We start from the raw sequence: 25,848 nt of genomic DNA, 5'->3' as shown, positions 1-25,848 counted from the left end.
CGTATCACTCCGAGACCGGCACCAGCACACCCGAGCGGCTCAGCCGCAGCCGCGCGAAGTCCTGGGCCAGAAACAGCCGGCCGGTGTAGTGGGCCGCCGCCTCGGCCTCAATGTCGGCGATGGAGGGGCTTTGTGTGGTGTCCGGCTGGTAGCGGGCGCTGAAGTGGGTCAGCACCAGGTTGGGCAGCCCGGCAGATTGCGCGAACGCGGCTACGTTGGCGGCCGAGCTGTGGCCAAAGCTGGCGCCCAGTTTGTCGGCCACGGCTTGCGTGTAGGTGGCCTCATGCACCAGCACCTGGGCGCCTTCGCAGCAGGCGGCCAGCAGCGTGGGCTGTTCGTTGTCGCCACCGACGACGATCTTGCGGGCCGCGTGTGGGTAGCGCAGGTAGTCCGCACCGCGCAGTGTGCGCCCGGCGTGGACTACATCCTCCCCTTTGTGCAGGCGGCCCCATAGCGGCCCCTGGGGCACCTGTTCGGCGATCAGCCGTTCGGTGTCCAACTGCGCCTCTAGCTGCAGCTCGGTGAAGCAGTAGGCGTAGGAGGGCACGCGGTGCGACAGCGGCGCGCGGCTGACCGCCCAGTGGCCATCCTGCCAGGTGTCCAGGCTTTCGGTGGCGACAAACTCCAGCGCATAGGGCAGAAAGCTGGCGGTGTGCTCCAGCGTGGCACGCAGCCAGGCCTCGATGCCCTGGGGCGCCACGATGGGCAGCGGGTCTTTGCGGCCCGCCATGGCCGCGCTGGCCAGCAGGCCCGGCAGTCCATAGCAGTGGTCGCCATGCACATGGGTGATGAAGATGGCCCGCAAGCCATTGGCCGACAGCGGCGTGTGCAACAACTGGTGCTGCGTGGCTTCGCCGCAGTCGACCAGGTACCAGGCCTTGTGGCCGCCATCGGGCGCCAGCGCCAGGCCGGTCACATTGCGGTGCTTGGTGGGCATGCCGGATGAGGTGCCCAAGAAAAGGAGGTCCATGTGCTCAAAAATACCTGAACTGGGTTTGTTGGAAGGCGTTTTTAGATTTTCGCAGTAAAAATTGCCACTAGCCCTCGTCAGGTGGTCATATGATGCTATCTATTTGGTAGCTACTATTTCCGTGACTGCGGATGGCGCAGCGCCAGCCAGCCATACAGTGCGGCCCCCACCAGCAGGGCTGTGGCCGCCGTCTCCAGCGACCATGCAAAGCCCTGGCCTGGGTTGGCACTGTGCGCCAGCAGCAGCGCCACCCAGGGCGGCCCTGCGATCTGCCCCAGGCCATAGACGGCGGTCAGCAGGCCGATGAAGCCCGACGCGCCAGCGGGCCGCAGGCGGCGCACCTCTTGCATCGCGAACAAGGTTATGGCGGTGAACGGCAGGCCAATCAGCAGGCTGCCCAGCGCAAAGCCCGCCAGGCTGGGCCACCACACGCCCACCAGAATGCCCGCCGCCTGCAACACATGGCAGCCCATCAGTAGGTGGCGCCGGTCCCAGTGCACGGGCAAGCGCAGGGTCAGCAGCGCGCCGGCGCTGACGCCCACGCCAAACAGCGGCCAAAACAAATCCAGCCAGACCGAGCCCGGCAGCGTCTGGCGCGCAATCACCGGCAAAAAGGTGGCGGTCACGATGTAGCCAAAGCCGGCCGTGCCATAGGCCAGCGCCAGCACGGCCATGGCGCTGCCCCCGGCGTCAGTGGTGGAAGCCGTGGGCACGGCGGGTGCCACCGTGCCCCGCAACTGCGGCCACACCCACGCGGTCAGCACCAGGGCCAGTAGCGCAGAGGCCATCCAGCCCTGCGCGGCCGTCAGCCCGCCGGCCACCATGGCAGTTGCGGCCAAGCCGCTCACAGCAATGCCCAGGCCGGGGCCTACATAGATGACGCCCGCCAGCCGCGGTGCGTCCAGGGCCGCTAGGCGCGCCAGGCACCAGCCCGAGGTGTAGACAAACACCACGGCGCTGGCCACGCCCGCCAGAAAACGCCACAACGCCCACAGTGCGGGTACATGCAAGGCCATGCCGGCGGTCAGCAGCACCGTGGCCGCCAGCCCCAGGCGCATGGCCCGGGTGTGGACGATGGGCTTGAGCGCCGGCCAGCGCGACCAGGCCCAGGGCTGCAGCGCGCAGGCCATGGCGCCCAGCCAGTAGCCGATGTAGTTGGCCGTGGCCAGCCAGCTGGCGCCGGCCAAGTCCACGACACCGTCGTGCAGCATCATCGGCAACAGTGGCGTGAACGCAAAGCGGCCTATGCCCATGGCCACCGCCAGGCACAGCATGCCGGCCAGCGCAAGGGTGATGGGTTTTTGGGGCTGCATGGCCCCGATTGTGCAAGGGCTGGAATACCCGGGCGCGGTCTCAGGCCGCGTGGTTGGTCAGCACCTCGATGCGGTGGCCGTCCAGGTCGTGGAACATCGCGCCAAAGTAGGTGGGGCTGACGTCGGGCCGCAGGCGCGGCGTGAAGATGTCGCTGCCTTCAGCCGCCAGCGCAGCCGCGTGGGCGTCTGCCACGGCGGTGCGCGAGGCCGCTCCCAGTGCCACATGCGTGCCTTTGGCCGTGGGGGTCTCGTCCTCGGCCAACGGGTACAAGAAGAACGACCACTGCGCGGCCGTGCCAAATGCGGCTTCGGCGCCAGTGTCGCGCAGCAGCTCTATGCCCAAGGGGGCGAGCGCGCGCTGGTAGAAGGCGACGGCACGCGCGTAGTGGCGGGTGCCCAGGGATACATGGTCAATCATGGGGTTTTCCTTTCGTGGTTGTGGGCTACATCAGCCATTGGCCGATTTGTGCGCGGGTGAGGTTGCTGCCGCACAAAATAGTGGCGAGGCGTTGCGTGCGCAACGCGGGGTGCTCCAGCACAGCGGCAATGCCCACTGCACCGGCCGGCTCAACCAGCAGGCCGGCGTGCTCGAAGACCAGACGCATGGCCCGCTCGATCGCCGCCTCGCTGACCAACAACACATCGTCCACCGTGCCCTTCATGTCGGCCAGTGCCCCGGGTATGGGCATGCGCACGGCAATACCGTCGGCAATCGTGTTGACCATGCCGCGGTTCACGGTGCGGCCCTTGTGCCAGGAGGCGGCCATGGCATCGGCCCCAGCGGCGCTGACGCCCACCACCTGCACATGGCGCGCATGGGCCTTGATCCAGCGGCCTATGCCGGTCAGCAGTGCGCCATTGCCCAGTGGCACCAGCACGGTGTCAAACACGGCCGGCCCTGCCAGCAGCTCGCGCCCTATGGTGCCTGCACCCTCGGCGATGCTGGCCTCATGGCCGTCTTCGACGAAGTAGGCACCGCTGTTGGTACAAAAGCGTTTGGCCTCTTCCTTGGCGCGGTCAAAGTCGTCGCTGTAGAGGCGCACCTCGGCGCCCAGTGCGCGCATGCGCTCCACCTTGTAGGCATTGGCGCTGGTGGCGCTGTACACCACCAGCGGCCGCTGGCGTGTGCGGCACACGTACGCCATGGCCTGGCCCCAGTTGCCGGCCGTGGCGCAGACCAGAGGGCGCCCGACCAGGCGCTCGGCGTTCTGGTGCATGAAGAAGTCGGCGCCGCGGCCCTTGAACGAGCGCAATGGGTTTTGCGTCTCGACCTTGAGCAGCACCTGGGCCCCCAGGGCCTGCGACAGGGGCTCGCAATCAAATTGCGGGCTGTTCAGAAAAACCGGGTCCACCAGCGCGGCCGCGCGCGCGATGTTGTCCAGCGAGAGGCGGTGGGTGGAAGAATTGATAATAGTGGGCATAGGCCAAGAGTGTCGGCGCGGTGGCGCGGCGCTCGGCCGCTTTCCATGCCCCCTGTGCGCGGCTTTGCCGCAAAGTGAGTGCCGCCCGTGCGGCCAACCGCCCTATGCCTTCAGACGCAGCCCTTTTGGACCCCTTCGACCGCCAGATCCTGGCCCTGTACCAACGCAACACCCGTTTGCCGGCCGAGCAGATCGGTGCCCAGGTCGGCCTGTCGGCGGCGGCCGTGCAGCGGCGGCTCAAGCGCCTGCGCGAGACGGGCGTCATCCTGGCTGAAGTGGCGGTGCTGGACTGCCAGCCCCTGGGCCTAGGCGTGACCGCCATCGTGCATGTGGATCTGGTGGATGAGTCGGCCCGGGCCACGCGCGTGTTCCGCGAGCGGGTCACCGCGCGGGGCGAAGTGCAGCAATGCTATGGCGTGACTGGTGCAGCCGACTACGTGCTGGTCGTCATCGTGCCCGACCTGGCCGCGTATGACGCCTTCTGCAAGGCCTGCCTGCTGCACGACACCAATGTGCGCAGTTTCACGACGCATATCGTGCTGGACGCAGCCAAGCGCACAGGGCCGTTGGCGTTTTGAACCTTGCTTTGTTTGCTTGCGGTTGTCGTACGGTGCAAAAATGGGTGAGGCAATAGTCAAGCTCGATCTAACCGCAGTGGGGTGGAAGCGGTCATCCGTTCGGCGCACCCAATAGAAAAGACCTGACCATCCGTCACTAGAATCGCTCGAAGACAGTCTGCGGGGTTTATCGGATTTTTATACCTGTATAGATTTCAGGAAAAACCGTTGCAAGCAAGGCTGCAAGCCATTCTCAGGAGGTATTCATGTCCAGCTTATACCGCAGCGCCCAGATTAATCCGCAGGTTTTGCGGTATACATTGAGTTAGGCTTTGAGATGACACCTTTCACCAAAGTAATCCTTGAAGGTATAGGTCGAAACGAAGAGACCGCATTCCTCGCCGCGGAAGGTTCCGCAATGGCATTCACTTACGGTACTGGTTCGAACGTCGGAATCGCTAAGGAGCACCTTTCCTTTCTAAAGGAGCACCCGCCAACGGCAGAAGACATTGAGGCGATCGCCGCAGCACTGGTCGGCTACTTGACCGGCTCGGCGCATAGAAAATACGCGTCGTCCGCTGTCTTTGCCCTTGGAAAGATCAACGACACTGAACTCGTACCGTTTCTTCGAGAGCAGCTCAGACAAGTAGTAGACGAACTGATTGCCAAAAATGCAATGCTAGGCAACCTGATCTGCGCGCTGGGAAATCTGGGTGAGGCGGTCATCTCAGAACAGAAATTCTCCAGCGCAGAATTAGAGAAAAACTTGAGAGATGCACGCCTTTACCTGATGCGCGGCGCATGAAAATTCTTAGCTTGCAACCAAATTCTGGTGCGGCCATAGCGGCCCACACGGCTTCCCCTCCGCGCCACGGCCTAACTTGGCGTTCAACAGGGACGTCTCGTGCTTCGCACGTGCCGCCCGTTAACTTAGGCGTTAGGCCGCAGAAACCAGCTGCACTCACTCGCATGCGCCGCCTACACCTGGCGAGCACCTACAGTGTGACCACTCATCTTTCACCGGTAACTCAACGATGATCATCCAAAAGAGTCAGGTGCCCGTCGAACGGGCGGAGCGCGAATTCTTCGGTGTCACAGACACCATGCGGCTGTCGGACGCGGGAGGTCTGTCACAGTACGGGGCTTACGTGCAGACCCTTCACCCTGGCGCCCGTTCATCCAATAACCATTGGCACGAGAACGAAGACGAGTTTCTATACGTGCTGTCTGGGGAGGTGACCGTCACCGAACAAGGCCACGCACAAGTACTGCGCCCTGGCGACGCAGCATGTTGGCCGGCCGGCGTACCTCACGCGCATCATGTTTCAAATCAATCAGACGGGCTGTGCTCCTACCTCATCGTCGGCACCCGCGTGGAGCAGGATATTTGCCACTACCCAGACACAGGTAGAACCTTGCATAGAGTCGGCAAAGATTGGCGGCTTCTCGAGGCAGATGGGCAGGTCTTCAAGACCGGCTCCTTCTGAGGTGGCGCTACTGCGGCCTATCTCCTTGATCGAGGCAAGGACCAACGGTGCAATACCATCGGTTCCGCCTCAACTCGAACGTTAAAGCGCAAGATTCAACCAGTTGAATCCAAGGGTCTATCCCGATCGTTGGGCATGAAGACGTTCGTGCGGTTTCAGGTCGTGTGGCCTGGACCGGTTTTCGCAGTCGCAACTGTCGCGAAGGTCGCGCGAAATAACGGATTTGCGGTCTAGTTGACCAAGCGAACACTAGTAATTTTCGGCGGGTCGTCCCAAGGGTTCACGAAGTGCGGTGAAGCAAAACTACCCTATCGGTACTGCGTAGTGCATCAGCGATGTGTCGGCCGTGGGGTGGTAGCGGGAGTCATACACCTCCAGATCGACGCCACCGCTGTGCGACACGCCAGATGACAGCAGCCAGCTGGAATAAATGTAGTTGACCGTGTTGTCGATTTCGTTGACCGGACCTTGGTGGGCAAACTTGGCATACCGTGCGCCCGGAACCTCCAGCGCCAGCATGCCTTCGGGCAGCGCCGCTTTCTGGCTGACTTCGATCGCTGCAAAGTACTGCAGTTGATCCGAAGACTCTCGCATCGGGCTGACCACGCCATAGCAAACACCGGGCACGGCATGCGGCACTTCGCCCAGCCGGGGCAAGAAGCTGGCCCACAGCGGCGGCAGCTTTTTGGCCAAATTATTCTTCTCGGAGTCGATGCCGTAGAAGAGCGTGCGCACGCCTACCAATTGCATGGCGCGCTGGTCATACACCTCGGGCACCAGCGACACATTGCGGTGGATATGGCGTAAGTAGTCCGCGTCCAGTTCCACTTTCTTCACAAACTGGGATCGGCCACCCGACACGCGGTACTGGCCGGGTGTGAGCTGGAAGCAGGCTTTGAAGGCGCGGCTGAAACTCTCTTGCGTCTCATACCCGGCAGCCAAGGCGATGTCCAGTATGGGCAGCTTGGTGGCGCGCAATTGGTCCAATGCCTTGGTGAAGCGGCGTGACCGGATGTAGGTCTTCAAGGTCTCGTTGGTCAGCGCCCGGAACACGCGCTGAAAGTGCCACTGGCTCAGGCCCGCGGCCTTGGCCACATCCGACAGCGCGATCTCCGTGTCCAGATGCGCTTCCACATAGTCAATGCCTTGCTGGACACGTTGGAGGTAGTGCACGGCCGGGGTTGCCGTCAAGCGGTCGTGGCGAAAAATCCGGCCATGGCCACCAGCTTGCCGTCACCGTTGTATTGGCCATAACTCGTGCCTTCACCGATAACCTGGCCCGCGCCGTCCATCATGTTCCAGGTGGCCAGGCTGCACTGGTGGTGGGCGCTGAACGTCTTGGTCTGGAAATACCCGTTGGGCACCTGCTGGTGGAATGCGTCCATGTAGGCGGTCAGCTCCTGCCAGCCCTGGGCGGCAGTGTTGGGGTCGTTGTATACGCATTGCGGATCCAGACTCTGCGCAAACAAGGCCTGTCGGTCTGCGGCGGTGCTGGCTTTCCAGGACGCGGTATAGGTTTCCCAGGTGAGTTTCAAAAGGTGGGTATTCATCGCAGCTCCAAGGTGGTTTGTGTAAAGCCGGATTGTTCGCTGCGGTAGACCACCCCTTTGATATTTTGTGCTTTTGATTGCAAAGTGCCTGATGAAGGGTTGTCTACGGTGCTGTAGGCAGCTTCACCACCACCTTGCGCACCCCCTTGGGCGGTGACGGAAAGTCGGTCAGCACGGCTTCAAAGAGCGCGGGCAATACCTTGCTGGCGTTGAACCACGACTGCTCGTTGCTTGCTGTGCTTTCATAGACCAGTTTGCCGGTGTTCAGATCGCGGATTTCCAGGCGTACCCGGGTGACATAGACCTCGCGGTCTGGCCAGGGCGATGCGTAAATCCAGCGGCCACGCCAGAACCGGGCGCGGCTATAGGGGAAGCCAAACGGCCGCCCAAAGAACGGGTCGGGGTAGACCAGCACGGCGTCCGATGTGCCGGCGCCGATCTGCACGCTGTAGCGCGCACCCGTGTCATTGCGGCTAAAGCCCCGGCGCTCCAGCGCGGCCTGGGCCATGCCCTCCAGCAGTTGGGCCTGGCTGGCGTCCTGGTCTTGCGAGGGCAGCCGCTCAAACCGGAATGTGCCCGCCTGCACGGGCTGGGGTGCGGTAGCAAAACTCTGCACATCGCTTTCCACGGTGGACACCGTAGCGCAGCCACCCAAAGCCAATGCGGCCGTGGTGAGTGTGGCCACCAGCAGGGCCTTTGAAAGGGTATTGCTCACAGGCATGGGTATTCCTCCTCTTTCACGCAGTGTCCTTCAGGCATCATGGCTCGGATGGTGGTGTGATTCAAGTCCGGCCTTGTAAAGTTGTGCAAGCCTTGCACCGGCACCCGGCATCAAGCCGGAATGGCCGTCGCGCTGCGGTCCACCACCGTCGTGCGCCCGTGCTCTACGTGCACCCACTGGTCGCATAGCGCCAAGGAGCTGGGCCGGTGCGCAATCAGCAGGATGGTGGTGTTGCGCAGGTGCTTTTGTATGGCTGCACGTATCAGCTCATCGGTCTCCACGTCCACGCTGGCCGTGGCCTCGTCCATCAGCACCACGCGGGCCTTGGACAGCAGCGCACGGGCCAGGCAGATCAGCTGGCGCTGGCCGGCGCTGATATTGCGGCCACCTTCTTCCAGCGGTGTCGCCAGGCCCTGGGGCAGGCTGGCGATGAAGTCGGCCAGGCCGATCTGTGCGAGGGCCGCCTGGATGTCGGCATCACTGTAGTCGCCCGTCACGTCGATGGAAGCGCGTAGCGGCCCCAAGAACAGCACGGGGTCCTGCGGCACATAGGCAATGGCCTGGCGCAACCGTGTGTGTGGCACCTGCAGGATGTTGACGCCATCGACCAGGATATCGCCGCGCTCCACGCTCAGCGTGCGTAAGAGTGCCAGCAGCACCGTGGACTTGCCGGCGCCGGTGCGGCCCAGCAGGGCCACATGGCTGCGCGCCGCCACGGTGAAGCTCGCATCTTCGACTACGGCTGGCAACTCGGGCGCATAGCGCAGGCAGGCCTGGCGGAATTCAATGCGCCCGGCGCTGGGCCAATCGGCAGGAACCGCGGCGGGTGCCGGCATCGCTGCGGAGGTGCTTTCTTCCGCCGGTAGCTCGGCCCACTGTTGGCAGCGTTCCCAGGGCACCAGCACGGTGGCCAGTGCGAAGAAGTCGCGGCACAACCGGTCTATGCGTTCCAGCAGGCCAAAGGTCAAAGCCAGCAGCAGGCCCACGGTGCCGGCACCCAGCGTGGGCAGCCAAGGCAGGGGCCCCAGCCAGAACAACGGAAAGACCAGGCAGGCCATCAGCACACACGACACCACGGTCAGGCGCATGCTGAGCCAGAAGATCAAATTCCAGCTGCGCATTTCGGTGTTCAGGCGCAGCCGGTTGGCGGTGTCAAAGCGCTCCACCAGGTTGGTTTCGCGGCCAAAGGCGCGCAGCGTGGAGTGGCCGCGCAGGCCGTCGCTGAACAGCGAGAAGACCGGCGAGCGCACCACGGAAGACATGCGCGCGTTCTCGCGCACCGCTACGCCATACAGGCGCGATACCCGTACCGATACGTACGCGGCCAGCGTGAAGGGCAGGGCCGCCAGCGCGCTGACGCCCACCACGCCCAGCGCGCAGGCCAGTGCCGTGGTGCCGCCCTGCGTGAAGCGGAAGCCGCGGGCCGCCAGGCCCACATCGAGCTGCTGAATATCGTCCGAGAAGCGGTTCATCATGCGCCCCGATGGCGTGGTCTCGAAGAGGCGCAGCGGGGACTGCATAACGCCGGTCAGCATGTTGTCGTGCGCCCTTTGCGCGGTGTGGGCGCAGGCGCGCCGGAAGGTGGCCTGGGCGATGTAGCCCACGACCAGGATGACCAGCGTCAGTGCCGCAAAAGCCATGAAGAACTGCCACGGGCTGATCGCGTGGTTGCCGTCCATGCGCGACATCAGCACCTGCTGGGTCATGGGCAGGGCGCTGGCCAGGAACATCAGGCCTATGACCAGCACGGCACCCCAGATGGCGTGTCCGCGCCAGCCGCTGTCGCCCAGCGTCAGCAGCAGGTTCTTCCAGACAGCGGCCCGCACCTTGCCCACGGCCTGGCCTTCGGCGACCGTCAGGTTTTCTTCCTTCTCCGACACGGAGCGCGCACCGCCGTCGAGCTGCTGTTGCACGGCGGCATGGTCACCGTGGCCTTCTTGTTCGATGCGCAGGAAGTTGGAGAAGCGCGGGTGCTCGGCGCGCAGTTGCTCCAGCGTACCGAAGGCGCAGCGGCCATCGGCATCCATGAAGAGGATGCGGTCGAACTTGTCCAGGTGGGCCAGCCGGTGGGTCACGCAGATGCGCGTACGGTCCTTCCACGCGCCAAAGACCAGGTCTTCGGCCACGCGCCGTTCGGTGCCCACGTCCAGTGCCGAGAAGGGGTCGTCCAGCACGACCACATCGGCCGGGTGCAACACGGCGCGGGCCAGCGACACCCGTTGCTTTTGCCCGCCCGACAGGTTGAGCCCACGTTCGCCAATCTCGGTGTCCAGCCCGCCCGGCCATTGGTTGACCTCTTGCGACAGGTTGGCCAGTTCCAGCGCCTGGTGGATATGCGCATCGCTCAAATGCGCACCGGTGCCATACAGCGTCAGGTTGTCGCGCAGCGTGCCGCTGGCGATGAAGGTCTCCTGCGGGCAGTAGGCAAAGCGTGGGTTGCCGCTCCAGTGCAGGCTGCCGTTCGTGGCCGCGTACTCCGACAGCAGCAGGCGCAGCAGCACGGTCTTGCCGGCGCCCACCGGCCCTACGATGGCCAAGCTCTGGCCTGGTTGAAGCTCCAGTGAAAGACCGCTGAGAATGGGCTGGCCGGGAACGGCGCTGAAGCCCAGGTCGCGCACCTGCAGGCCAACCGGACCGGCCGCCGCGGCCGGGGTTGGGTCGGCTTCTTTCAGGTTGAAGTAGTCCAGCAGGCGCTTGGCCGAGACATCGGTTTGCGCCAATATGCCCGCCACATCGCTGAGCACCACAAAGGGAAACTCCAGGCCTTGGAAGATGAGCAGAGTGGGCAGCAGCATGGCGGCATTGAGCTCTCCGCCGTGCCAGATGTAGAGGCCGTAGGTGAAAGTGGCCACCACCAGGCCGGTGCATGAGAACACCAGCGACGAGCGGGTCTGCAATAGCATCACCGAGATCAGGCGGTCCACCTCGGCGCTGCGGGCCTTGCGGGTACGGCCCAGAAAGATGTCCGACCAGCCTGAGAGTTTGATGACCTTGATGGCTGACAAGATTTGCGACAGCAGGTCCAGCCGCTGGTCGCGGGCTTTGAGCAGGTCGGTCTGGCGCCGGCTGGTCTCCCGCACGATGTACTGCAACACCGGCACGGAGAGCGCCATCAGGCCCAGGCCCATCAGGGCCGTCACGCCCAGGTAGCGCCACAGCAAGACTGCCGCAATGCCGATGTGTACCACCACCATGCCGGCATCGACGATGCGCTCCACACAGTTGCTGACGGCCGCCACGTCGACGTGCATCAGGTTCTGCGTATTGCCCTGCGGCAGCTCGTGGCGCACGCGCGGGTCCAGGCGGAACCACTTCTGGGCAAAGGCCTGCATCAGTGCACTGCGCTGCAACAGGTGAGCCTGGGCGAAGGCCTTCAGGTAGCGGATAAAACTGACGTTGTTGATGTAGATGACCAGCGGGAACGCCAGCAGCAACGTCACGTGTTCCGGTAACCAAGGGTTGGCCTTGATCGCATCGAAGTGCGTCATGACCTGTTCGATCAGCAGGGCCGGGGCGGCTGCGGCGATCGTGGAGATGACCATGTAGACCAGGGTGCGCCATAGATGGGGCCGCGTGGAATGCAGGATGCTGCGGATGAAGGCCCATGAACCATGGGCGGTATCCAGTTGCAGCAGCGCACGGCCATGGGTTTTTTCCATGGCTTCCAGGGCGGGTTCTATGGCCTGCGCACCGGGCGCGGGCGCGCCGCGGGCCATGCCCTGGAGTTGGGGTGTCAGGTGCCGTTGGTAGTCGTCAATCAGGGACCGTAGTAAGGCAAGCGGATAGCGCAAAAACATCCACCTGAGTATCGCACTGGGGATGCGTTCGACGGGTGATTACCCCTACTTCAAGCTGCTGCAATCGGCGCCGCCCGTCATGCGCACCTGCAGCGGTGCGGTCATGCCCTGCTCGTATTTGTTCCACACGCTCTCCGGCACCGTGCAGGTCCAGTTCTTGCCACCGGCCTGCAGCTGCAGCACATAGCTTTCGCTGCGCGGTCCGGCACGTTCCGCGCCCAGGCCGTTGCCGACCAGGCTATTGGCAGTGGCCATATTGCCCAGGGCGGGCCACATGGGTGCGGCCGCCGTTTCCGGCCCGGCCTTGAGTGTGCGGAAGGCGCGCCAGCGATTGACCTGGAAGCGGCAGCGGTTGTCGTAGATGGGTTCCTCGCGGTAGCGCGGCGTGCATTCCTTGCGCTTCACAAAGGTGCCGTCGCCCTTGTCGACGCGCGTGTCGTGGCAGGTCTGACCATCTTCTATGCGGCGCGTGGAGCGTTGCTCGCGGCTTTGGCTGATGGCATAGGCATCGCCCGGCACGCTATCGCACCAAGCGGAGTCGGACACGGGGCCAAACTGCTCGATCTGGATCTCGCGTTGCCAGCTGCGCCCGGCCACCGTGGCGGTGGTCTCGTGCTTGCTGGTGAATAGCACGCCCAGTGCCACGACCATCAAGGCGACCAGCGCGAAGACCCAGCGCCATCGGCCGGAGCGTGGCTTGGCGGGTGCGGCAATGGGTGCGGGTGTAGCGGCTTTGTCCTCCACGATGGCGACGGGCTTGGTGCCGTCCTGGCCGGCCCCACAGTTGGTGCAGTGGGCCGCCGCGGCCGAATTGGGCGAGCTGCAATAGGCGCAGCTCCAGTCCGCGCCCACAAACTGGTGGTTGCGGGCTTCGACCTCTTGGCCGGGTTCGGGGAAGTAGCGCTTGGTCGGGTCCTGCGCCGCGCCGCACGTTGGGCAGTGGCGGTGGGAGTCGCCCAGCAGCCCCTTGGTGTTGCACTGGCTGCAATCCCATAGCATCTCGTAATAGATCTCTTTGTCTTCCGCCATATCCCGTCCCATGTTGTGAGGCTTTGCAGCACGCGTGCTGGAAGCGGGATTATTGCGCGACTACTCCCTGGTATTCGGCCATATGCGCTCAGACCAAGGCAAGCTGATCGCTGCCCGCCATGCGCCGTGACAGCGCCGACTGGCGCGCCAGCAGAAAGCCGCGCAGTAACTCGGGGTAGTCGGCTCGCACGGCATCGCGCACCGAGGGGCGGGCAGCCAGTGCCGCACGCCAGGCACGGACCTTGGGTGTATGGGCAAAGAAGCCAAAGTCGCCGATCGCGTCGAACACATCGAAATAGCGGAACACCGGGCCGAACACCGCGTCGACCATGGAGAAGCGCGCGCCGGCAAAGTAGGGGCCGTCCGCGCCCGCCGTCAACGCGTCTTCCAGCTGCAGGAGCTTGGCGGCAATCTCCTGGGCTTTGGCGGCCAGACGCGCATCATCGGGTGCGGCGTAGAAGCCGGCTATGGTGTTCAGCACTGCCGAACCAAATTCCATCCAGCCGCGGTGCTGTGCACGGGCCATGGGACCGTGCGGGTGCAGTGTGCGCAGCGTGGTCTCTTCCAGGTATTCGCAGATGACGGCAGACTCAAAAATAGCTTGCCCGTCCACCAGCAGCACGGGCGTCTTGCCCAGCGGCGAGACCTTCAAGAACCAATCGGGCTTGTTGGCCAGGTCGATGTCGATGCGCTCAAACGCGATGCCCTTCTCCTCCAGCACGATGGCTGCGCGTTGCACATAGGGGCACAGCAGATGGCTGATGAGAGTGAGTTTTTGTTCCATGGTGTGTACTCCTTTCAGGCTGTCAGTGTGAGGCGCTTGCTGTGGCGCAGCGCCAGCGCGCCATCGCCCAGCAGCCACAGCGCGATGGAGGCCACGACCAGGAACACCGGGTATTCCCAACCGCCATTCGGGCTGGTGTGCACCCAGCCATTGCCAAAGTGCACCGACGCGGCCACCGCCATCACCGGTACCAGGGCCAGTGATACCTGGCGGGCATAGATGCCCAGTACCAGGGCAATGCCACCCAGCAGCTCCACGGCAAACACCGGGTAGGCCAGGAAGCCGGGGAAACCAATGCTGGTAAAAAACTGCGCCGTACCGGGCAGCGTGAAGACGAACAGCTTGAGCAGGGCGTGGGCGATCCACATGACGCCCAGGCTGACACGCAAGAGCGTGGTGCCATAGGCAGTGGGGTTGTAGGTAGGGTTCATTGCAAATCTCCAAAGGGTTAGGGGTGGATGTACTGTAGGATTTCGTATTTGCAATGAAAATAGGCATGGATGCAAAGCATGGCTGCAACAACGCAATACAAACTGAGTGCCGCGGACCTGGAAGTGGTGCTGGCCCTGGCCCGCACCGGCACGCTGGCCGACGCCGGTGAGCGCCTGGCGCTGGACGCGTCCACCGTGTTCCGCACCATCCAGAAGGTGGAGAAGGGCCTGGGCCAACGCCTGTTTGAGCGCTCCCGTGCGGGTTACCAAGCGTCAGAACTGGCGCAGCAACTGGCCGGGCACGGCGAGCAGGTCGAGGCGCAGCTGGAAGCCGCGCGTTCGGTGTTGCAACTGCAGCCCGAGCAGGTGTCCGGCACCGTGCGCATCACGACAACGGACACGGTGCTGCATGGCCTGGTCGCGCCTGCGCTCAAGCCCCTGCAGGCCAGCCACCCCTTGCTGGGCTTTGATCTGCACGCCGGCAACGAACTGGCCAGCCTGACGCGGCGTGATGCGGACATCGCCGTGCGCGCCACCAAGCGCCCGCCCCAGCACCTGGTGGGCAAACACATAGGGCCGATACGCGTGGCGCTGTACACCACCAAAAACGCGGGGAAGAAGGGCGGCATCAAGCGCTTCGACGACACCGTAGCCGCGCAGGCCAGCTGGATCGCGCCCGACGACGCACTGCCCGAGCATCCCTCCGTGGTGTGGCGCAAAAAGCACTTCCCCAAGGCAGTGCCGCGCTACCGCGTCAACAGCATCTTGACCGTGGCGGAGTTGGTGGCGCAGGGGCTGGGCATAGGCATACTGCCCGTGTTTCTGGCACAGCGGCGCACGGATGTGGTGCCCCTGACCGAGGTGCTGGACGAATGCCAGACCGAGCTGTGGCTGCTGACCCATACCGAGTCACGCCACCTGCGGCGGGTGTCAGCGGTTTACGGCTATTTGTCCCAGAACCTGCTGCTGGAATAGACAAAGAAGCCTGGGTGGCGGTGCGTTCTGCGCAGGTAAAGGAGGAGGCTCACGCATTCGCTGCCGCGAATGCGCTCACCTTGTGGCAAATAGGCCATGCACGGCCATCAGCCGTGCGTGGCCGGGGGACACGGAGCAGAACGCGCCGCCGCCCAGGCTTCTGCCTAGGCCATCACCACAGGACCGCCTTTCGCGATACCCCGCTGGTAAGCCGGACGCGCCACCATGCGGTCGCGGTAGGCTTTGAGCTTGGCATATTGCGAGGCATTGGCGCTGCGGGCCAATGCGGCTTCCACCGCGAAACTCATCTGGAAGTCGGCAATGCTGATGGCGTCACCCGCAAACCAGGTGTTGCGGCTCAGATGGTCTTCGATGAAGGCCAGGGCCGTGGCCACATTGGGGTCAATCAGCTTGGCCTGCACATTGCCACACAGCGTACGCGCAATCGGCCGCACAAAGAAGGGCATGGGCTGCTTGGGTATGGTCATGAACACCAGCTTCATCACCAGCCAGTTCATCAGCGAACCCTCTGCATAGTGCATCCAGAAGCGTGACTGGCGATAGGCCTTGCTGCCCGGCGCGGGCTGCAACTGCGCCAGCTCGCCCCGGGCCTGCGCGCCGTAGCGCTCCACAAGGTATTCCAGAATGGCGCCCGACTCGGCAATGGTCTCGTCGCCATCGGTGATGACCGGCGACTTGCCCAGCGGGTGCACCGCCTTCAGCGCGGCCGGTGCCAGCTTGGTCTTGGGATCGCGCTGGTAGCGTTTGATCTCATAGGGCAGGCTCAGCTCTTCGAGCAACCACAGCACGCGCTGCGAACGGGAGGTTTCCAGGTGGTGTACGGTGATCATGCGAATGATTATCCACACTATGATGCCGGCTTCGTTACAGGAGCCTGCATGCGTTTTTCCGTGTCCGTTGCCACCCGCTGGGTGGCGTGCTGCGTCACCGCACTCTCGTTTTCACTGTCCATTGGAGCCCAAACCGTGTCCCCATCCGATGACCCCTACCTCTGGCTGGAAGAGGTGCATGGCGAGCGTGCCCTGGCCTGGGCACGCGAACGCAATGCCCAGTCGCAAGCCGTGCTGGAGGCTGTGCCCGGCTTCGCGCAGACCCGCGGCAAGCTGCTGGAAGTGCTGGACAACCGCGACCAGATTCCCTACGTGACCCGCCGCGGCGCGCACCTGTGGAACCTGTGGAAGGACGCCACCAACAAGCGCGGCCTGTGGCGCCGCACTACGCTGGCCGAATACCGCAAGCCCCAACCCCAGTGGGAGACGCTGCTGGACGTGGACGCGCTGGCCAAGGCCGAAAATGAAAACTGGGTCTGGGCCGGTGCGGACTGCCTGGCGCCTGACTACACCCGCTGCCTGGTGTCGCTGTCACGCGGTGGCGCGGACGCAACCGTGGTGCGCGAGTTTGACCTGGCAACGCGCGCCTTTGTCACCAAAGACGGCTTTGCATTGCCCGAGGCCAAGTCCCAGATGGATTGGAAGGACGCCGACACCGTGCTGGTCTCCACCGACTTTGGCCCCGGCTCCATGACCAAGAGCGGCTATGCCCGCATCGTCAAGGAATGGAAGCGCGGCACGCCGCTGGCGGACGCGCGTACGGTGTACGAGGCGCAAGAGAGTGACGTGGCGGCCTCCATCAGCGTGGACCGCACACCCGGCTTCGAGCGCGTGGTGGTCGGCCGTGCGACCGACTTTTTTAACACCGAAGAATTCCTGGTGCAGGGCAAGGACCTGAAACGCCTGGACAAACCGACCGACGCCACGCTGCTGTGGCAGCGCGATTGGGCATTCCTCCAACTGCGTAGCGACTACACCCTAGGTACCAAGACCTACAAGGCCGGCGCGCTGTTGGGTATTCGGTTCGATGCCTGGCTGCGCGGCGACAAAGCGTTTGATGTGCTGTTCGAACCCACGGCCACACGCTCCATCGCGCGCGGTGGCGTCAAGCTGACGCGCGACCATGTGCTCTTGAGCATCCTGGACAACGTGGCCGGCCGTATCGAGGAACTCAGCTACCAGAAAGGCCACTGGGTCCGCCGCGCGGTCAACGCGCCTTTCCCCGGCACGCTGAGCGTGGGTGGCCTATACGACCCCTTTGTCAAAGATGACCTACTGGCCAATAGCTACTTCCTGAACTACGCCGACTTCATGACGCCGGACAGCCTGTACTTGGGCCAGGCCGGCAGCGACCAGCGCGAGCTGCTGAAGAGCCGCCCCCGCTTCTACGACGCTGACGGCATGCGCGCCGAGCAGCAATTCGCCACCAGCAAGGACGGCACCAAGGTCCCCTACTTCGTGGTCTGGCCCAAGGGCGCCAAGGCGGACGGAACCAATCCCACCATCCTCTACGGCTACGGCGGCTACCAGATATCGGAGCTGCCGCGCTACAGCGGCGAGTACGGTGTGGCCTGGCATGCCAAGGGCGGCGTGCTGGTCGTGGCCAATATCCGCGGTGGCGGCGAATTCGGCCCCACCTGGCACACCTCGGCTACCAAGGCCAATAAGCAGCGCAGCTATGACGACTTCGCCGCCGTGGCCGAAGACCTGATCGCGCGCAAGATCACCAGCCCCCAACACCTGGGCATTTATGGCGGCAGCAACGGCGGCCTGCTGGTCGGTGCCGTCATGCTGCAGCGTCCGGAGCTGTTTGGTGCCGTGGTCTGCAGCGTGCCCTTGCTGGACATGCGCCGCTACCACATGCTGCTGGCGGGCAATAGCTGGATGGCCGAGTACGGCGACCCTGACATCGCGGAAGAATGGGCCTGGATCAAGCCCTACAGCCCCTACCAGAACGTCAAGCCCGGCGTGCAGTACCCCAAGGTGCTGTTCACCACGTCTACGCGCGACGACCGCGTCCACCCCGCCCATGCCCGCAAGATGGTGGCCCGCATGCTGGAGCAGGGGCACAAGGACGTGCTGTACTACGAAAACATGGAGGGCGGCCATGGCGGCGCGGCTGACAACAGCCAGCGTGCGCAGCTGCAGGCGCTGCGCTTTGCCTTCCTGTGGAGCGCGCTGGGCGGGCAATAAGGACTCAAAATACCCAATTGAGGTATTTTTGAGAGGGTTTGGACGAGAATATTAAAGATTTGGCCTATAGCCCTCGTCCCATATGAATATATCGCTATAAAAAATATAGCAATCCCATTTGGGTTACTTGAAGGCGCAAACCCTGCAGAGTGCGTCCTGGGAGCTGCGCGGGGCCGACAATTTACACTTGGGCCCTGCCACACCGGCACGCATCCCACTCCAGACCCCTACCGACCATGAGCAAGTTTGCCCCCATCAGTGGCTTCCCCGAATGGCTGCCCGAGCAGCGCCTGCTGGAACAGCAGTGCATGGACACCATCCGTCGCCAGTACGAGCTGTACGGCTTTGCCAATATCGAAACCCGCAGCGTAGAGCCCACCCAGGTGCTATCCGGCAATGGCGACGACAAGGAAATCTATGTGCTGGCACGCCTGCATGAAGACGCCACCGAGGCCAAGAAGCCGCCCGAATTTGGCCTGCGTTTCGATTTGACGGTGCCCACCGCGCGCTACGTGCAGCAGTTCAAAGGCCAGCTGAGCTTCCCGTTCAAGCGCTACCAGATGCAAAAGGTCTGGCGCGGCGAGCGCCCGCAAGAGGGCCGCTACCGCGAGTTCACGCAGTGCGATATCGACGTCATTGGCGATGGTGAGCTGCCCAGCTACTACGACGCCGAGGTCGTGCGCCTGATGGCCGTGGTCACCAGCCAGTTGCCGATCCCCCCCGTCACGCTGCGCGTCAACAACCGCAAGCTGCTGCAGGGCTTTTATGAGGGCCTGGGCATTGCCGATACCAATGCCGTGCTGCGCGTTGTCGACAAGCTGGACAAGATTGGCGCACCCAAGGTCGCCAACCTGCTGCAGACCGAACTGGGCCTCTCCGAAGCCCAGGCCAACCAATGCCTGGCCATCGCCAGCATCAAGACAGCCGATACCTCGTTTGTGGCCCGCGTGCAGGCACTGGGCATCCAATCCCCGCTGCTGGAAGAGGGCCTGCGTGAATTGACCGAGGTGCTGGACAACGCGGCTGACCTGAACGCCGCCCGCCTGGCCGCTGGCCTGCCGCCTTCCGTGTCGGCCGACCTGGCCATTGCCCGCGGCCTGGCCTACTACACCGGCATGGTGTGCGAGGGCCAGATGCAGGGCTTCGAGTCGTCGGGCTCGGTATGCGGCGGCGGACGCTACGACAACCTGGCCGGCGATGCCAAGGTCAAGCTGCCCGGCGTGGGCATGTCCATCGGCTTGACCCGCATCCTGGGCCTGCTGTTTGCCAAGGGCCAGTTGAAACCCACGCGCAAAACACCGACCGACGTGCTGGTGGCGCTGAACGACGACGCCAGCCGCCCCGCGGCCACGGCCCTGGCCAACCGCCTGCGGGGCCGCGGCATTGCCACCGACCTGTACCACGCACCCAAGGCCTACGGCAAGCAGATCGAGGCGGCGTCCAAGCGCGGCATTCCTTTTGTCTGGTTCATCGGCGAGAACGCCAGCCACCAGGTGAAGAATTTGCTGACCGGCGAGCAGGTGGCCGCCGACCCCGAGACTTGGTTGCCGGGCTAAGCGCAAGCAAGTCAACCCTCAGCCCACATGGACCAGCCCATCTCCGACCTAGCGACGCTGATACGCAGCATGGAGCCGGCCTTGAATGCCGGTACCTATGCCTATGTGTCGGTGCCCTATGGCACCGATGTATCGGGATGGGACGCCATTGCCACCGTGCGCGAGTCCGAGGGGCTGACGGCGGTCGTGGCCGAAGAGTTGGCCCTGCGGCTGGGCCTGACGGTGCTGTTCCGTTGCGCATGGATCACGCTGCATGTGCATTCCGACCTGCAGGCCGTTGGCCTGACCGCTGCCTTCGCCACTGTGCTGGGTCAGGCCGGCATCAGCTGCAATGTGGTGGCCGGTGCCTACCACGACCATATCTTTGTGCCGGTGGAGCGGGCCGAGCAGGCCTTGGCCGCGCTACGGCAGTTGCAGCAGCGGTCCTGACCGGAGCCACCGCTGCCTGACGCAGCATCTTTACTGCGTGTTCACCTGCGGTGAGATCTGCTTCATGCGGGCCGCCAAGTTGACACCAGGCTTGCGCAATTCGACGGCATCGCCCAGTATGTGGGCAGCCTCGATCAACAGCACGTCCTTGTCGTTCTTTCGGGCCTTTTCGGCGGCCAGCTCCACGCGCAGATCGCGCTCACCGGCTTGCAGTCCATCGTCCTTGTCCGCTGCCGCGGCACTCTTGGCGGCGGTGTCACCCGCCTTGGCGGTAGCGGCTTTGCGCGCGGCCAGCTTGGCTTCCTGGGCTTCCTTTTCCTTGCGCCGCGTGGCTTCGTTCAAGGACAAATCGTTTTGCTTGCGGATGCGGTTGTACTCGGCAATGTCTTCTTGCAGGTATTGGAAATCCTTCTCGCCCTTGATGCGGGCCTTGTGCTGGGCCACCAGGATCGGCAGCACGTCTTGCACCACTCCCTTGGGGCTGAAGCTTGCCGCCGAGATCTGTGTCCAGGGCAGGGCGTTGTCGTAGCTGGATTCACCGTATTCGCCGGTCTCCATGACGCCGGGGAAGGCCAGATCGGGCGTGACGCCACGCAACTGCGTGGTGCCGCCGTTGATGCGGAAGAACTGGGCGATGGTCAGCTTGACTTCACCCAGCAACGGTTTCTCCGATTTGACGATGCGGTCCAGGTCGAACATGGTTTGCACCGTGCCCTTGCCAAAGCTGGGCTCGCCCAAGATCAGGCCTCGGCCATAGTCCTGGATGGCGGCGGCAAAGATTTCCGACGCCGATGCCGAGTTGCGGTTGATCAGCACGCCCATCGGGCCTTCCCATGCGGGCTGCGACTGGGGCGAGGATTTCACCTCAACGCTGCCATTGGCATTGCGTACTTGGACGACCGGGCCCTTGCCGGTGAACAGGCCGGTCAGTTCAATGGCCTCGGACAGCGAGCCGCCGCCGTTGTTGCGCAGGTCCATCAAAATGCTGTCGACCTTCTTGTCTTTCAGCTCCTTGATCAGCACCGCCACATCGCGCGATGTGCTCTTGTAGCCTTGCTCACCCTTTTGCTTGGCGGCGAAGTCTTCATAGAACGAGGGCAGGGTGATGACGCCCACGGTATGGGTGGCGCCGCCTTCGGTGAAGGTCTGTATCGACGACTTGGCCGATTGCTCCTTCAGGCTGATGGGTTTGCGCACCAGCGACACCAGCTTGTGTTTGCCGTCCGGGCCTGCGTCGGCCGGCAGCACTTCCAGCCGCACCACCGTGTCCAGCGCACCGCGTATCAGGGCCACGGAGTCGTCCAGGCGAAAGCCCGTGACGTCCACGACGTTGCCGGTCTCGCCCTGGGCCACGCCGACAATGCGGTCGCCTACATTGAGCTGGCCCGACAGCGCGGCCGGCCCGCCGGCCACCAGTTCGCGGATGGTGGTGTACTCATCTGCTTCCACCAGCACGGCGCCAATGCCGATCAGCGACAGGCGCATCGAAATATTGAAGTTTTCCGCCGTGCGGGGCGCCATGTAGTTGGTGTGCGGCTCGATGGCCATGGTGTAGGCGTTCATATAGGTGTTGAACGCGTCTTCGTTGTTCAGGCGGGCTATGCGCTTGATGCTGTTGTCATAGCGCTTGCCCAGCACTTCGACAATGCTCTTGTCGTCTTTGCCCGCCAGCTTGAGCCGCAGCCAGTCGTTCTTGACGCGCTTGCGCCAAAGGTCTTGCACCTCGGCCTCGGTCTTGGGCCAGTCTTGCTTGCTGCGCATGAATTGGTAGCTCTCGGCGGTGTCAAACTTGAAACCGGACTTGAGCAGGCTGCGGGCATAGGCATAGCGCTCGGTGGCCCGCTTCACATACAGGTTGAACATTGCAAACGGCCGGGCCAGGTCGTCGTTGAGCATGTCCGAACCCAGCTTGGTGCGGGCTTCGGCCAACTGGTCGACATCGGCCTGGATGAACAGCAGCTTCTCGGAATCCAGCGCCTTGAGGTACTGGTCAAAGATCTTGACCGACAAGGCCTCGTCTACCGGCGTGGCCTTGTAGTGGTAGCGCGATAGCAGCTCCGCCGCCAAGTGCGCCGCTTTGGCCTCTTGCGCATCGGGGGTCAACACCGCGCCCTGTGCAGCGCCAACAACACAGGCAAAAAGCAGTCCCAGTAGTTTCAATTTCATCCGATTTCGCCTCTATCGACGGGGTATAAAAAAGCCTGCAGCGCAACTCAACAGCGCGCAGGCCCGGTGTTGGAGTACCCCGGGTCCTGAAAGTTCACACCCCATTATGCGGCGGGCTTAGACAGGCCAATGCTGGCAAAAGACGGGTGCAATGGCCGTATGTGTTTCGATACGTTCCAGCAGATCGGCAAAGGCAGGCTTGTGCTGGCGCAGGTAAGCCCGTGTGCCCGCCCATTTGCTGACCACGGCGGCCAAGATGTCCAGCGCCCCTGGCGCCGCACCGCCCAGGTAGGGCTGGGCCGCAAAGCTGTCCGCAAAAATGCCCCAGTGCTTGTGCAGCTGTGCGCGTGCGCCCTGGCGCACCTTCTCCTGCGCGGGCTTGGCTGTCGCCGTGGTCCAGCGCGCGGGGTAATCGTTGATGCTCAGCGCGGCATAGCAATTGGCGGCAATGAAGACCAGGCCGCGAATCGCCTGTGCGCGGGCGCTGGCGTCGCTGGGCAGCAGGCCGCTGTGCGGATGGGTCAGGCCCAGGTGGATGAGGATGGCGGCGCTTTCCGTCATCACCGAGCCATCGGGCAGCACCAGCGTGGGAATCTGGCGCAGCGGGTTCACGGCGGCCAGCGCGTCCACGTCGGAGTCGGCCTCCCAGCTGGAGGCGCGCACGTAGTGGTAGGGCAGGCCACACCACTGCAGCGCCGTCTCTACTGCGGCAGAGCCGGAGCCTTTGGAGCCAAAGAGGGTGTGGGTGGCATCAGCGGGCATGGTGGTGTGGCTCCTTTGCACAGCAATGGGTGCCATTTTGACCCCACACCGCGGTGGTGCCCATAGCCGCCCATCGAATGGCTATAGACAACAAGCCAGCGTGGCGGCGCGCAGGTAGTGGCCGTCATCGCCATACACCGCCGCCTCCTCGCGGCAGGCATGGACTAGCTTGACCACGTGGTCATCGTCGGACGCAATGGCCGCTGCAATGACGCTGTCCCAGCCATGGGGTGCGGCAGTGGGCACAGATGCCAGGGGCCTGACCTGCGCCGCCAGGTAGGCAGCCACAAAGTTCTGTGCCAACAGAGTTTGCGCCTGCACCGAATCCTCCAACCACGGCAGCAGCACGCGCAGCGCCTGCAGGCCGGTGACCATGTGCAGCACCGTGAAATTGGGGTTGGCCGCATAACGTGCCACAGCCAACAGGGCCAGTTCGCGGATGCGTAGGCCCAGGCTGGGCGCGGGGGCCAGGGCAGCGGCCAGTGCCTGGTAGGTGGCGGATGAAGTGGCATCGGCCATGCGCAGCGAGATCAGAGGCTTGGGACTGCGCCAACCGACGGACTCCTGCACCAGGCGGCTGGACCAGGTTTCCAGGTCCAGCAGGGCCATAGCCGCCGGTGCCGCTGCCAAAGGCTGCCAGCGCCAGGCCCAGTAGGCCAAAGCGGCGGCCAGTTCGCGGCCATGCCCGGCCTGCATCGCGTGGGCTGTGCGGATGACGCCGTGGAAGGCGGCGGCCGCCACGCCGGGCATCAGCGCGGGCAGGGCTTCGCGCAGGCTGGCGTCGGCACCCATATCGGCAACCCGGGTGTTGAAGTGATCCAGCAGCGCGGGGTAAGCGTTATCTTGGGCCCGCAGAGCGAGCCAGTTGCTGGTTGATGCGTCTTGGACCGGCGCGGGGGCGGTATGGCCCTCAAAGCGCTGGCTGTAGCGGGCGTAGAAGGCGTGCATACGCTCAGGGCTCGCCCCCAGGCTGTGCAGCGCGTGCAAGGCCATCGGCAGGTGGTTGGTCAACTGGTCGCGGTATTCGGGTGGCAGTCGCAGACTGGCATCCAGCAGCGTGTGCAGGGCGGTGGTGTTGTCGGAAGTGGTGTGCATGGCGGTGTTTCAAAGGTTTTGAAAATAGACAGGCTTATCATGCAAGTTCAAGTTAACTTGATGTCAAGCATGAACGACACCCTCATTCCCATCGGCGAGTTGGCGCACCGCAGCGGCGTGGCCGCCAGTGCACTGCGGTTTTACGAAGACGCAGGCTTGCTGACCAGCCAGCGCAATGACGCGGGGCGGCGCCAGTTCGCCCGCAGCGACCTGCGCCGCGTGGCCTTCATCCGTGCCGCCCAGGCGGTGGGTCTGACGCTGGACCAGATACGCGACGCCCTGGCCAGCTTGCCCGATGGCCGCACGCCCACGCAGAGGGACTGGGAGCGCCTATCCGGCGCCTGGCGGCCCGTGCTGGACCAGCGCATTGCCGACCTGACCCGCCTGCGCGATCAGCTGTCGTCCTGCATTGGCTGTGGTTGCCTGTCGCTGACCCGCTGTGCGCTGTACAACCCGGGCGATGTAGCGGCCCGTCGGGGCGCCGGGGCCCGTTACCTGCTGGGCGACCGGCCGCCCAAGCCCTAGGGCTTTGGATATGGCGGGCTCAGGGGAAGGTGAAATTGGTGTTGACCGTCATGCCCGCGGCCAGCGTGCCGAGGACGGTGAGCTTGTCGGCGAAGCCAGTCAAGCTGGCACCCAGGCTGTATTTGCCGGCAGCCGAAGCGTCGGCCGTCAGGACCAGAGGGATGGACGGCGCCGTGTAGGGGCCGACCAGTGGCGCGCTGACCGGCAGGGTGAAGGCATAGGCGCCGGTCACGTCATCCACAAAACGGCCGGCAACCTGTACCGTAGGCCCTGTGCTGAGTGTTTGCAATGCGCGGACATAGCTTCCGACCGTGGCCACACCCGTTGCACTGGCCGTGGCCGAGACCGGTGGGTTCAGAGCCAGGGTGGACGTGTTCAGCGATGTCACCGCGTCAGCGCTTATGACAATGCCGGTCACCACCGCCGTGGTGCGGCCCGTCGCTGCCACGACCAGCGTATAGGTGCCAGGGGCCACGGGCTGCAACAGGAATTTGCCGGTGCTGTCCGGAGCCGTGGACTTGATGACGGTGCCACCTTGCTGCAAGGAAATACTGAAGTTGCTGCTTGCCGCCGCCGCCGCGTCTACAAAGCCCGATACGCCGGAGACATAACGCGGCACCACAGTCACAACCGGCTTGAGCAGGTATTGGCCGGAATTGCCCGCCGTGACCACCGACTTGCAGGCGTCGAAGTCCAGCACAAAGTCCGCCATCTGGTTGGCGGCGATGTCGATGCCAATATTGGTTTTGACACCGGACTGCTGGCCGCTGGGGGTCTTGAGTGCGACTTCGGACTTGTCGCTGCTGAGGACCACGGAGTTGGCCAACGGTGTAGCACCGCTGTTGTCAGCCAGAACCAACCGTAGCTGCGTATAGCGGCCCGTGGGTAGCGGGGTCTGCCCCAATTCACTGAGCAGCCCGTTGGTCAGGCCCAGCAGGTTGATCCGTTTGGCGGGGCTCAGCACGATTTCTGCCCAGCCACTGTCCGTGTCGCTGGCGCTGCTGCTTTGGTGCACGCGCACTTTTTGCACGGTCACATTCACCGCGTCATAGCCGCAGGCTGGCGCATCGGTCATGGCCAGCCGCAGTGTGCCGGTGCCGGACGGGGGCGTGGGCACGGTGACGGTGGCGCTGCCACCCCCTCCGCCGCAGGCGCTGAGCAGCAGTGCGGCCATGGCGTTGAGCATGGTCCAACGGAGGGATGTTGTCAGTGTGTTCATGGTGGCCTCTCTCTTCC

The 25,848-nt window shown here is 64.0% G+C and carries 24 protein-coding genes; 8 read left to right on the top strand and 16 right to left on the bottom strand.

The features are described from left to right. Positions 1–4: 4 nt before the first annotated feature. The 4 genes from AC07OO_RS15920 to AC07OO_RS15905 all read right to left on the bottom strand — a co-directional run bounded on the left by AC07OO_RS15920 (position 5) and on the right by AC07OO_RS15905 (position 3,704). A complete protein-coding gene (locus tag AC07OO_RS15920) occupies positions 5–970 on the bottom strand; it encodes a ribonuclease Z (protein ID WP_495083059.1) in 966 nt (321 codons plus the stop codon). Positions 971–1,083: 113 nt separating this feature from the next. Beyond that, the gene (locus tag AC07OO_RS15915; RefSeq protein WP_495083058.1) at positions 1,084–2,283 is read right to left on the bottom strand and encodes a YbfB/YjiJ family MFS transporter; all 1,200 of its coding nucleotides are present in this window, start codon (positions 2,281–2,283) and stop codon (positions 1,084–1,086) included. Between the two features lie 40 nt (positions 2,284–2,323). Next, the gene (locus AC07OO_RS15910; protein WP_495083057.1) at positions 2,324–2,701 is read right to left on the bottom strand and encodes a VOC family protein; all 378 of its coding nucleotides are present in this window, start codon (positions 2,699–2,701) and stop codon (positions 2,324–2,326) included. Positions 2,702–2,726: 25 nt separating this feature from the next. Next, the gene (locus AC07OO_RS15905) at positions 2,727–3,704 is read right to left on the bottom strand and encodes a threonine ammonia-lyase (protein WP_495083056.1); all 978 of its coding nucleotides are present in this window, start codon (positions 3,702–3,704) and stop codon (positions 2,727–2,729) included. A gap of 104 nt (positions 3,705–3,808) precedes the next feature. Between AC07OO_RS15905 and AC07OO_RS15900 the strand changes: the two genes are divergently transcribed. From AC07OO_RS15900 to AC07OO_RS15890, 3 genes are all read left to right on the top strand, one after another. Beyond that, positions 3,809–4,282 (top strand): Lrp/AsnC family transcriptional regulator, encoded by a 474-nt coding sequence (locus AC07OO_RS15900; protein ID WP_495083055.1) that lies wholly within the window; start codon positions 3,809–3,811, stop codon positions 4,280–4,282. A 316-nt stretch (positions 4,283–4,598) separates the two neighbouring features. Further along, a complete protein-coding gene (locus tag AC07OO_RS15895; RefSeq protein ID WP_495083054.1) occupies positions 4,599–5,066 on the top strand; it encodes a hypothetical protein in 468 nt (155 codons plus the stop codon). A gap of 229 nt (positions 5,067–5,295) precedes the next feature. Next, positions 5,296–5,748: a cupin domain-containing protein gene (locus AC07OO_RS15890; protein ID WP_495083053.1), complete on the top strand. Its 453-nt coding sequence runs from the start codon at positions 5,296–5,298 to the stop codon at positions 5,746–5,748. A 303-nt stretch (positions 5,749–6,051) separates the two neighbouring features. Here the strand turns inward: AC07OO_RS15890 and AC07OO_RS15885 are convergent, their stop codons facing one another. The 7 genes from AC07OO_RS15885 to AC07OO_RS15855 all read right to left on the bottom strand — a co-directional run bounded on the left by AC07OO_RS15885 (position 6,052) and on the right by AC07OO_RS15855 (position 14,060). Next, the gene (locus AC07OO_RS15885; RefSeq protein WP_495083052.1) at positions 6,052–6,921 is read right to left on the bottom strand and encodes a helix-turn-helix domain-containing protein; all 870 of its coding nucleotides are present in this window, start codon (positions 6,919–6,921) and stop codon (positions 6,052–6,054) included. A 14-nt stretch (positions 6,922–6,935) separates the two neighbouring features. Then, the gene (locus AC07OO_RS15880; protein ID WP_495083051.1) at positions 6,936–7,298 is read right to left on the bottom strand and encodes a nuclear transport factor 2 family protein; all 363 of its coding nucleotides are present in this window, start codon (positions 7,296–7,298) and stop codon (positions 6,936–6,938) included. A 103-nt stretch (positions 7,299–7,401) separates the two neighbouring features. Beyond that, the gene (locus tag AC07OO_RS15875; RefSeq protein WP_495083050.1) at positions 7,402–8,019 is read right to left on the bottom strand and encodes a DUF4136 domain-containing protein; all 618 of its coding nucleotides are present in this window, start codon (positions 8,017–8,019) and stop codon (positions 7,402–7,404) included. 110 nt (positions 8,020–8,129) lie between these two features. Further along, entirely contained in the window at positions 8,130–11,810 is a 3,681-nt protein-coding gene (locus AC07OO_RS15870; RefSeq protein WP_495083049.1) for an ATP-binding cassette domain-containing protein, read from the bottom strand. A 51-nt stretch (positions 11,811–11,861) separates the two neighbouring features. Then, positions 11,862–12,845: a hypothetical protein gene (locus tag AC07OO_RS15865; RefSeq protein ID WP_495083048.1), complete on the bottom strand. Its 984-nt coding sequence runs from the start codon at positions 12,843–12,845 to the stop codon at positions 11,862–11,864. An 88-nt stretch (positions 12,846–12,933) separates the two neighbouring features. Next, complete coding sequence (locus AC07OO_RS15860) at positions 12,934–13,629, bottom strand: glutathione S-transferase family protein (protein WP_495083047.1); 696 nt, start codon at positions 13,627–13,629, stop codon at positions 12,934–12,936. Positions 13,630–13,643: 14 nt separating this feature from the next. Beyond that, complete coding sequence (locus tag AC07OO_RS15855) at positions 13,644–14,060, bottom strand: DoxX family protein (RefSeq protein WP_495083046.1); 417 nt, start codon at positions 14,058–14,060, stop codon at positions 13,644–13,646. A gap of 78 nt (positions 14,061–14,138) precedes the next feature. On the opposite strand from AC07OO_RS15855, the gene AC07OO_RS15850 reads away from it, so the two are divergent. Further along, the gene (locus tag AC07OO_RS15850) at positions 14,139–15,035 is read left to right on the top strand and encodes a LysR family transcriptional regulator (protein ID WP_495083045.1); all 897 of its coding nucleotides are present in this window, start codon (positions 14,139–14,141) and stop codon (positions 15,033–15,035) included. A gap of 164 nt (positions 15,036–15,199) precedes the next feature. On the opposite strand, the gene AC07OO_RS15845 is transcribed toward AC07OO_RS15850, so the two are convergent. After that, entirely contained in the window at positions 15,200–15,886 is a 687-nt protein-coding gene (locus AC07OO_RS15845) for a glutathione S-transferase family protein (protein ID WP_495083044.1), read from the bottom strand. Positions 15,887–15,934: 48 nt separating this feature from the next. Between AC07OO_RS15845 and AC07OO_RS15840 the strand changes: the two genes are divergently transcribed. The 3 genes from AC07OO_RS15840 (at position 15,935) to AC07OO_RS15830 (ending at position 20,064) form a co-directional block, all read left to right on the top strand. After that, positions 15,935–18,079, top strand: coding sequence for a prolyl oligopeptidase family serine peptidase (locus AC07OO_RS15840; protein WP_495083043.1), 2,145 nt, complete (start codon positions 15,935–15,937; stop codon positions 18,077–18,079). Positions 18,080–18,315: 236 nt separating this feature from the next. Further along, positions 18,316–19,635, top strand: coding sequence for a histidine--tRNA ligase (gene hisS, locus AC07OO_RS15835; RefSeq protein WP_495083042.1), 1,320 nt, complete (start codon positions 18,316–18,318; stop codon positions 19,633–19,635). A gap of 27 nt (positions 19,636–19,662) precedes the next feature. Beyond that, the gene (locus tag AC07OO_RS15830) at positions 19,663–20,064 is read left to right on the top strand and encodes an ACT domain-containing protein (protein ID WP_495083041.1); all 402 of its coding nucleotides are present in this window, start codon (positions 19,663–19,665) and stop codon (positions 20,062–20,064) included. A gap of 30 nt (positions 20,065–20,094) precedes the next feature. Here AC07OO_RS15830 and AC07OO_RS15825 read toward each other — a convergent pair whose 3' ends face one another. The 3 genes from AC07OO_RS15825 to AC07OO_RS15815 form a co-directional block, all read right to left on the bottom strand. After that, entirely contained in the window at positions 20,095–22,230 is a 2,136-nt protein-coding gene (locus AC07OO_RS15825) for a carboxy terminal-processing peptidase (RefSeq protein WP_495083040.1), read from the bottom strand. Positions 22,231–22,347: 117 nt separating this feature from the next. After that, a complete protein-coding gene (locus AC07OO_RS15820; RefSeq protein ID WP_495083039.1) occupies positions 22,348–22,992 on the bottom strand; it encodes a glutathione S-transferase family protein in 645 nt (214 codons plus the stop codon). An 81-nt stretch (positions 22,993–23,073) separates the two neighbouring features. After that, complete coding sequence (locus AC07OO_RS15815; RefSeq protein WP_495083038.1) at positions 23,074–24,087, bottom strand: questin oxidase family protein; 1,014 nt, start codon at positions 24,085–24,087, stop codon at positions 23,074–23,076. Between the two features lie 60 nt (positions 24,088–24,147). Here AC07OO_RS15815 and soxR point away from each other — a divergent pair, with 60 nt between their 5' ends. After that, positions 24,148–24,612, top strand: a complete 465-nt coding sequence (gene soxR, locus AC07OO_RS15810; RefSeq protein WP_495083037.1) for a redox-sensitive transcriptional activator SoxR — start codon at positions 24,148–24,150, stop codon at positions 24,610–24,612. 19 nt (positions 24,613–24,631) lie between these two features. Here the strand turns inward: soxR and AC07OO_RS15805 are convergent, their stop codons facing one another. Continuing rightward, positions 24,632–25,831: a DUF4382 domain-containing protein gene (locus AC07OO_RS15805; RefSeq protein WP_495083036.1), complete on the bottom strand. Its 1,200-nt coding sequence runs from the start codon at positions 25,829–25,831 to the stop codon at positions 24,632–24,634. Positions 25,832–25,848 lie beyond the last annotated feature (17 nt).

It is taken from the genome of Rhodoferax sp. GW821-FHT07G04 (assembly GCF_059418585.1).
This window is presented reverse-complemented; position numbering and strand designations above follow the sequence as displayed.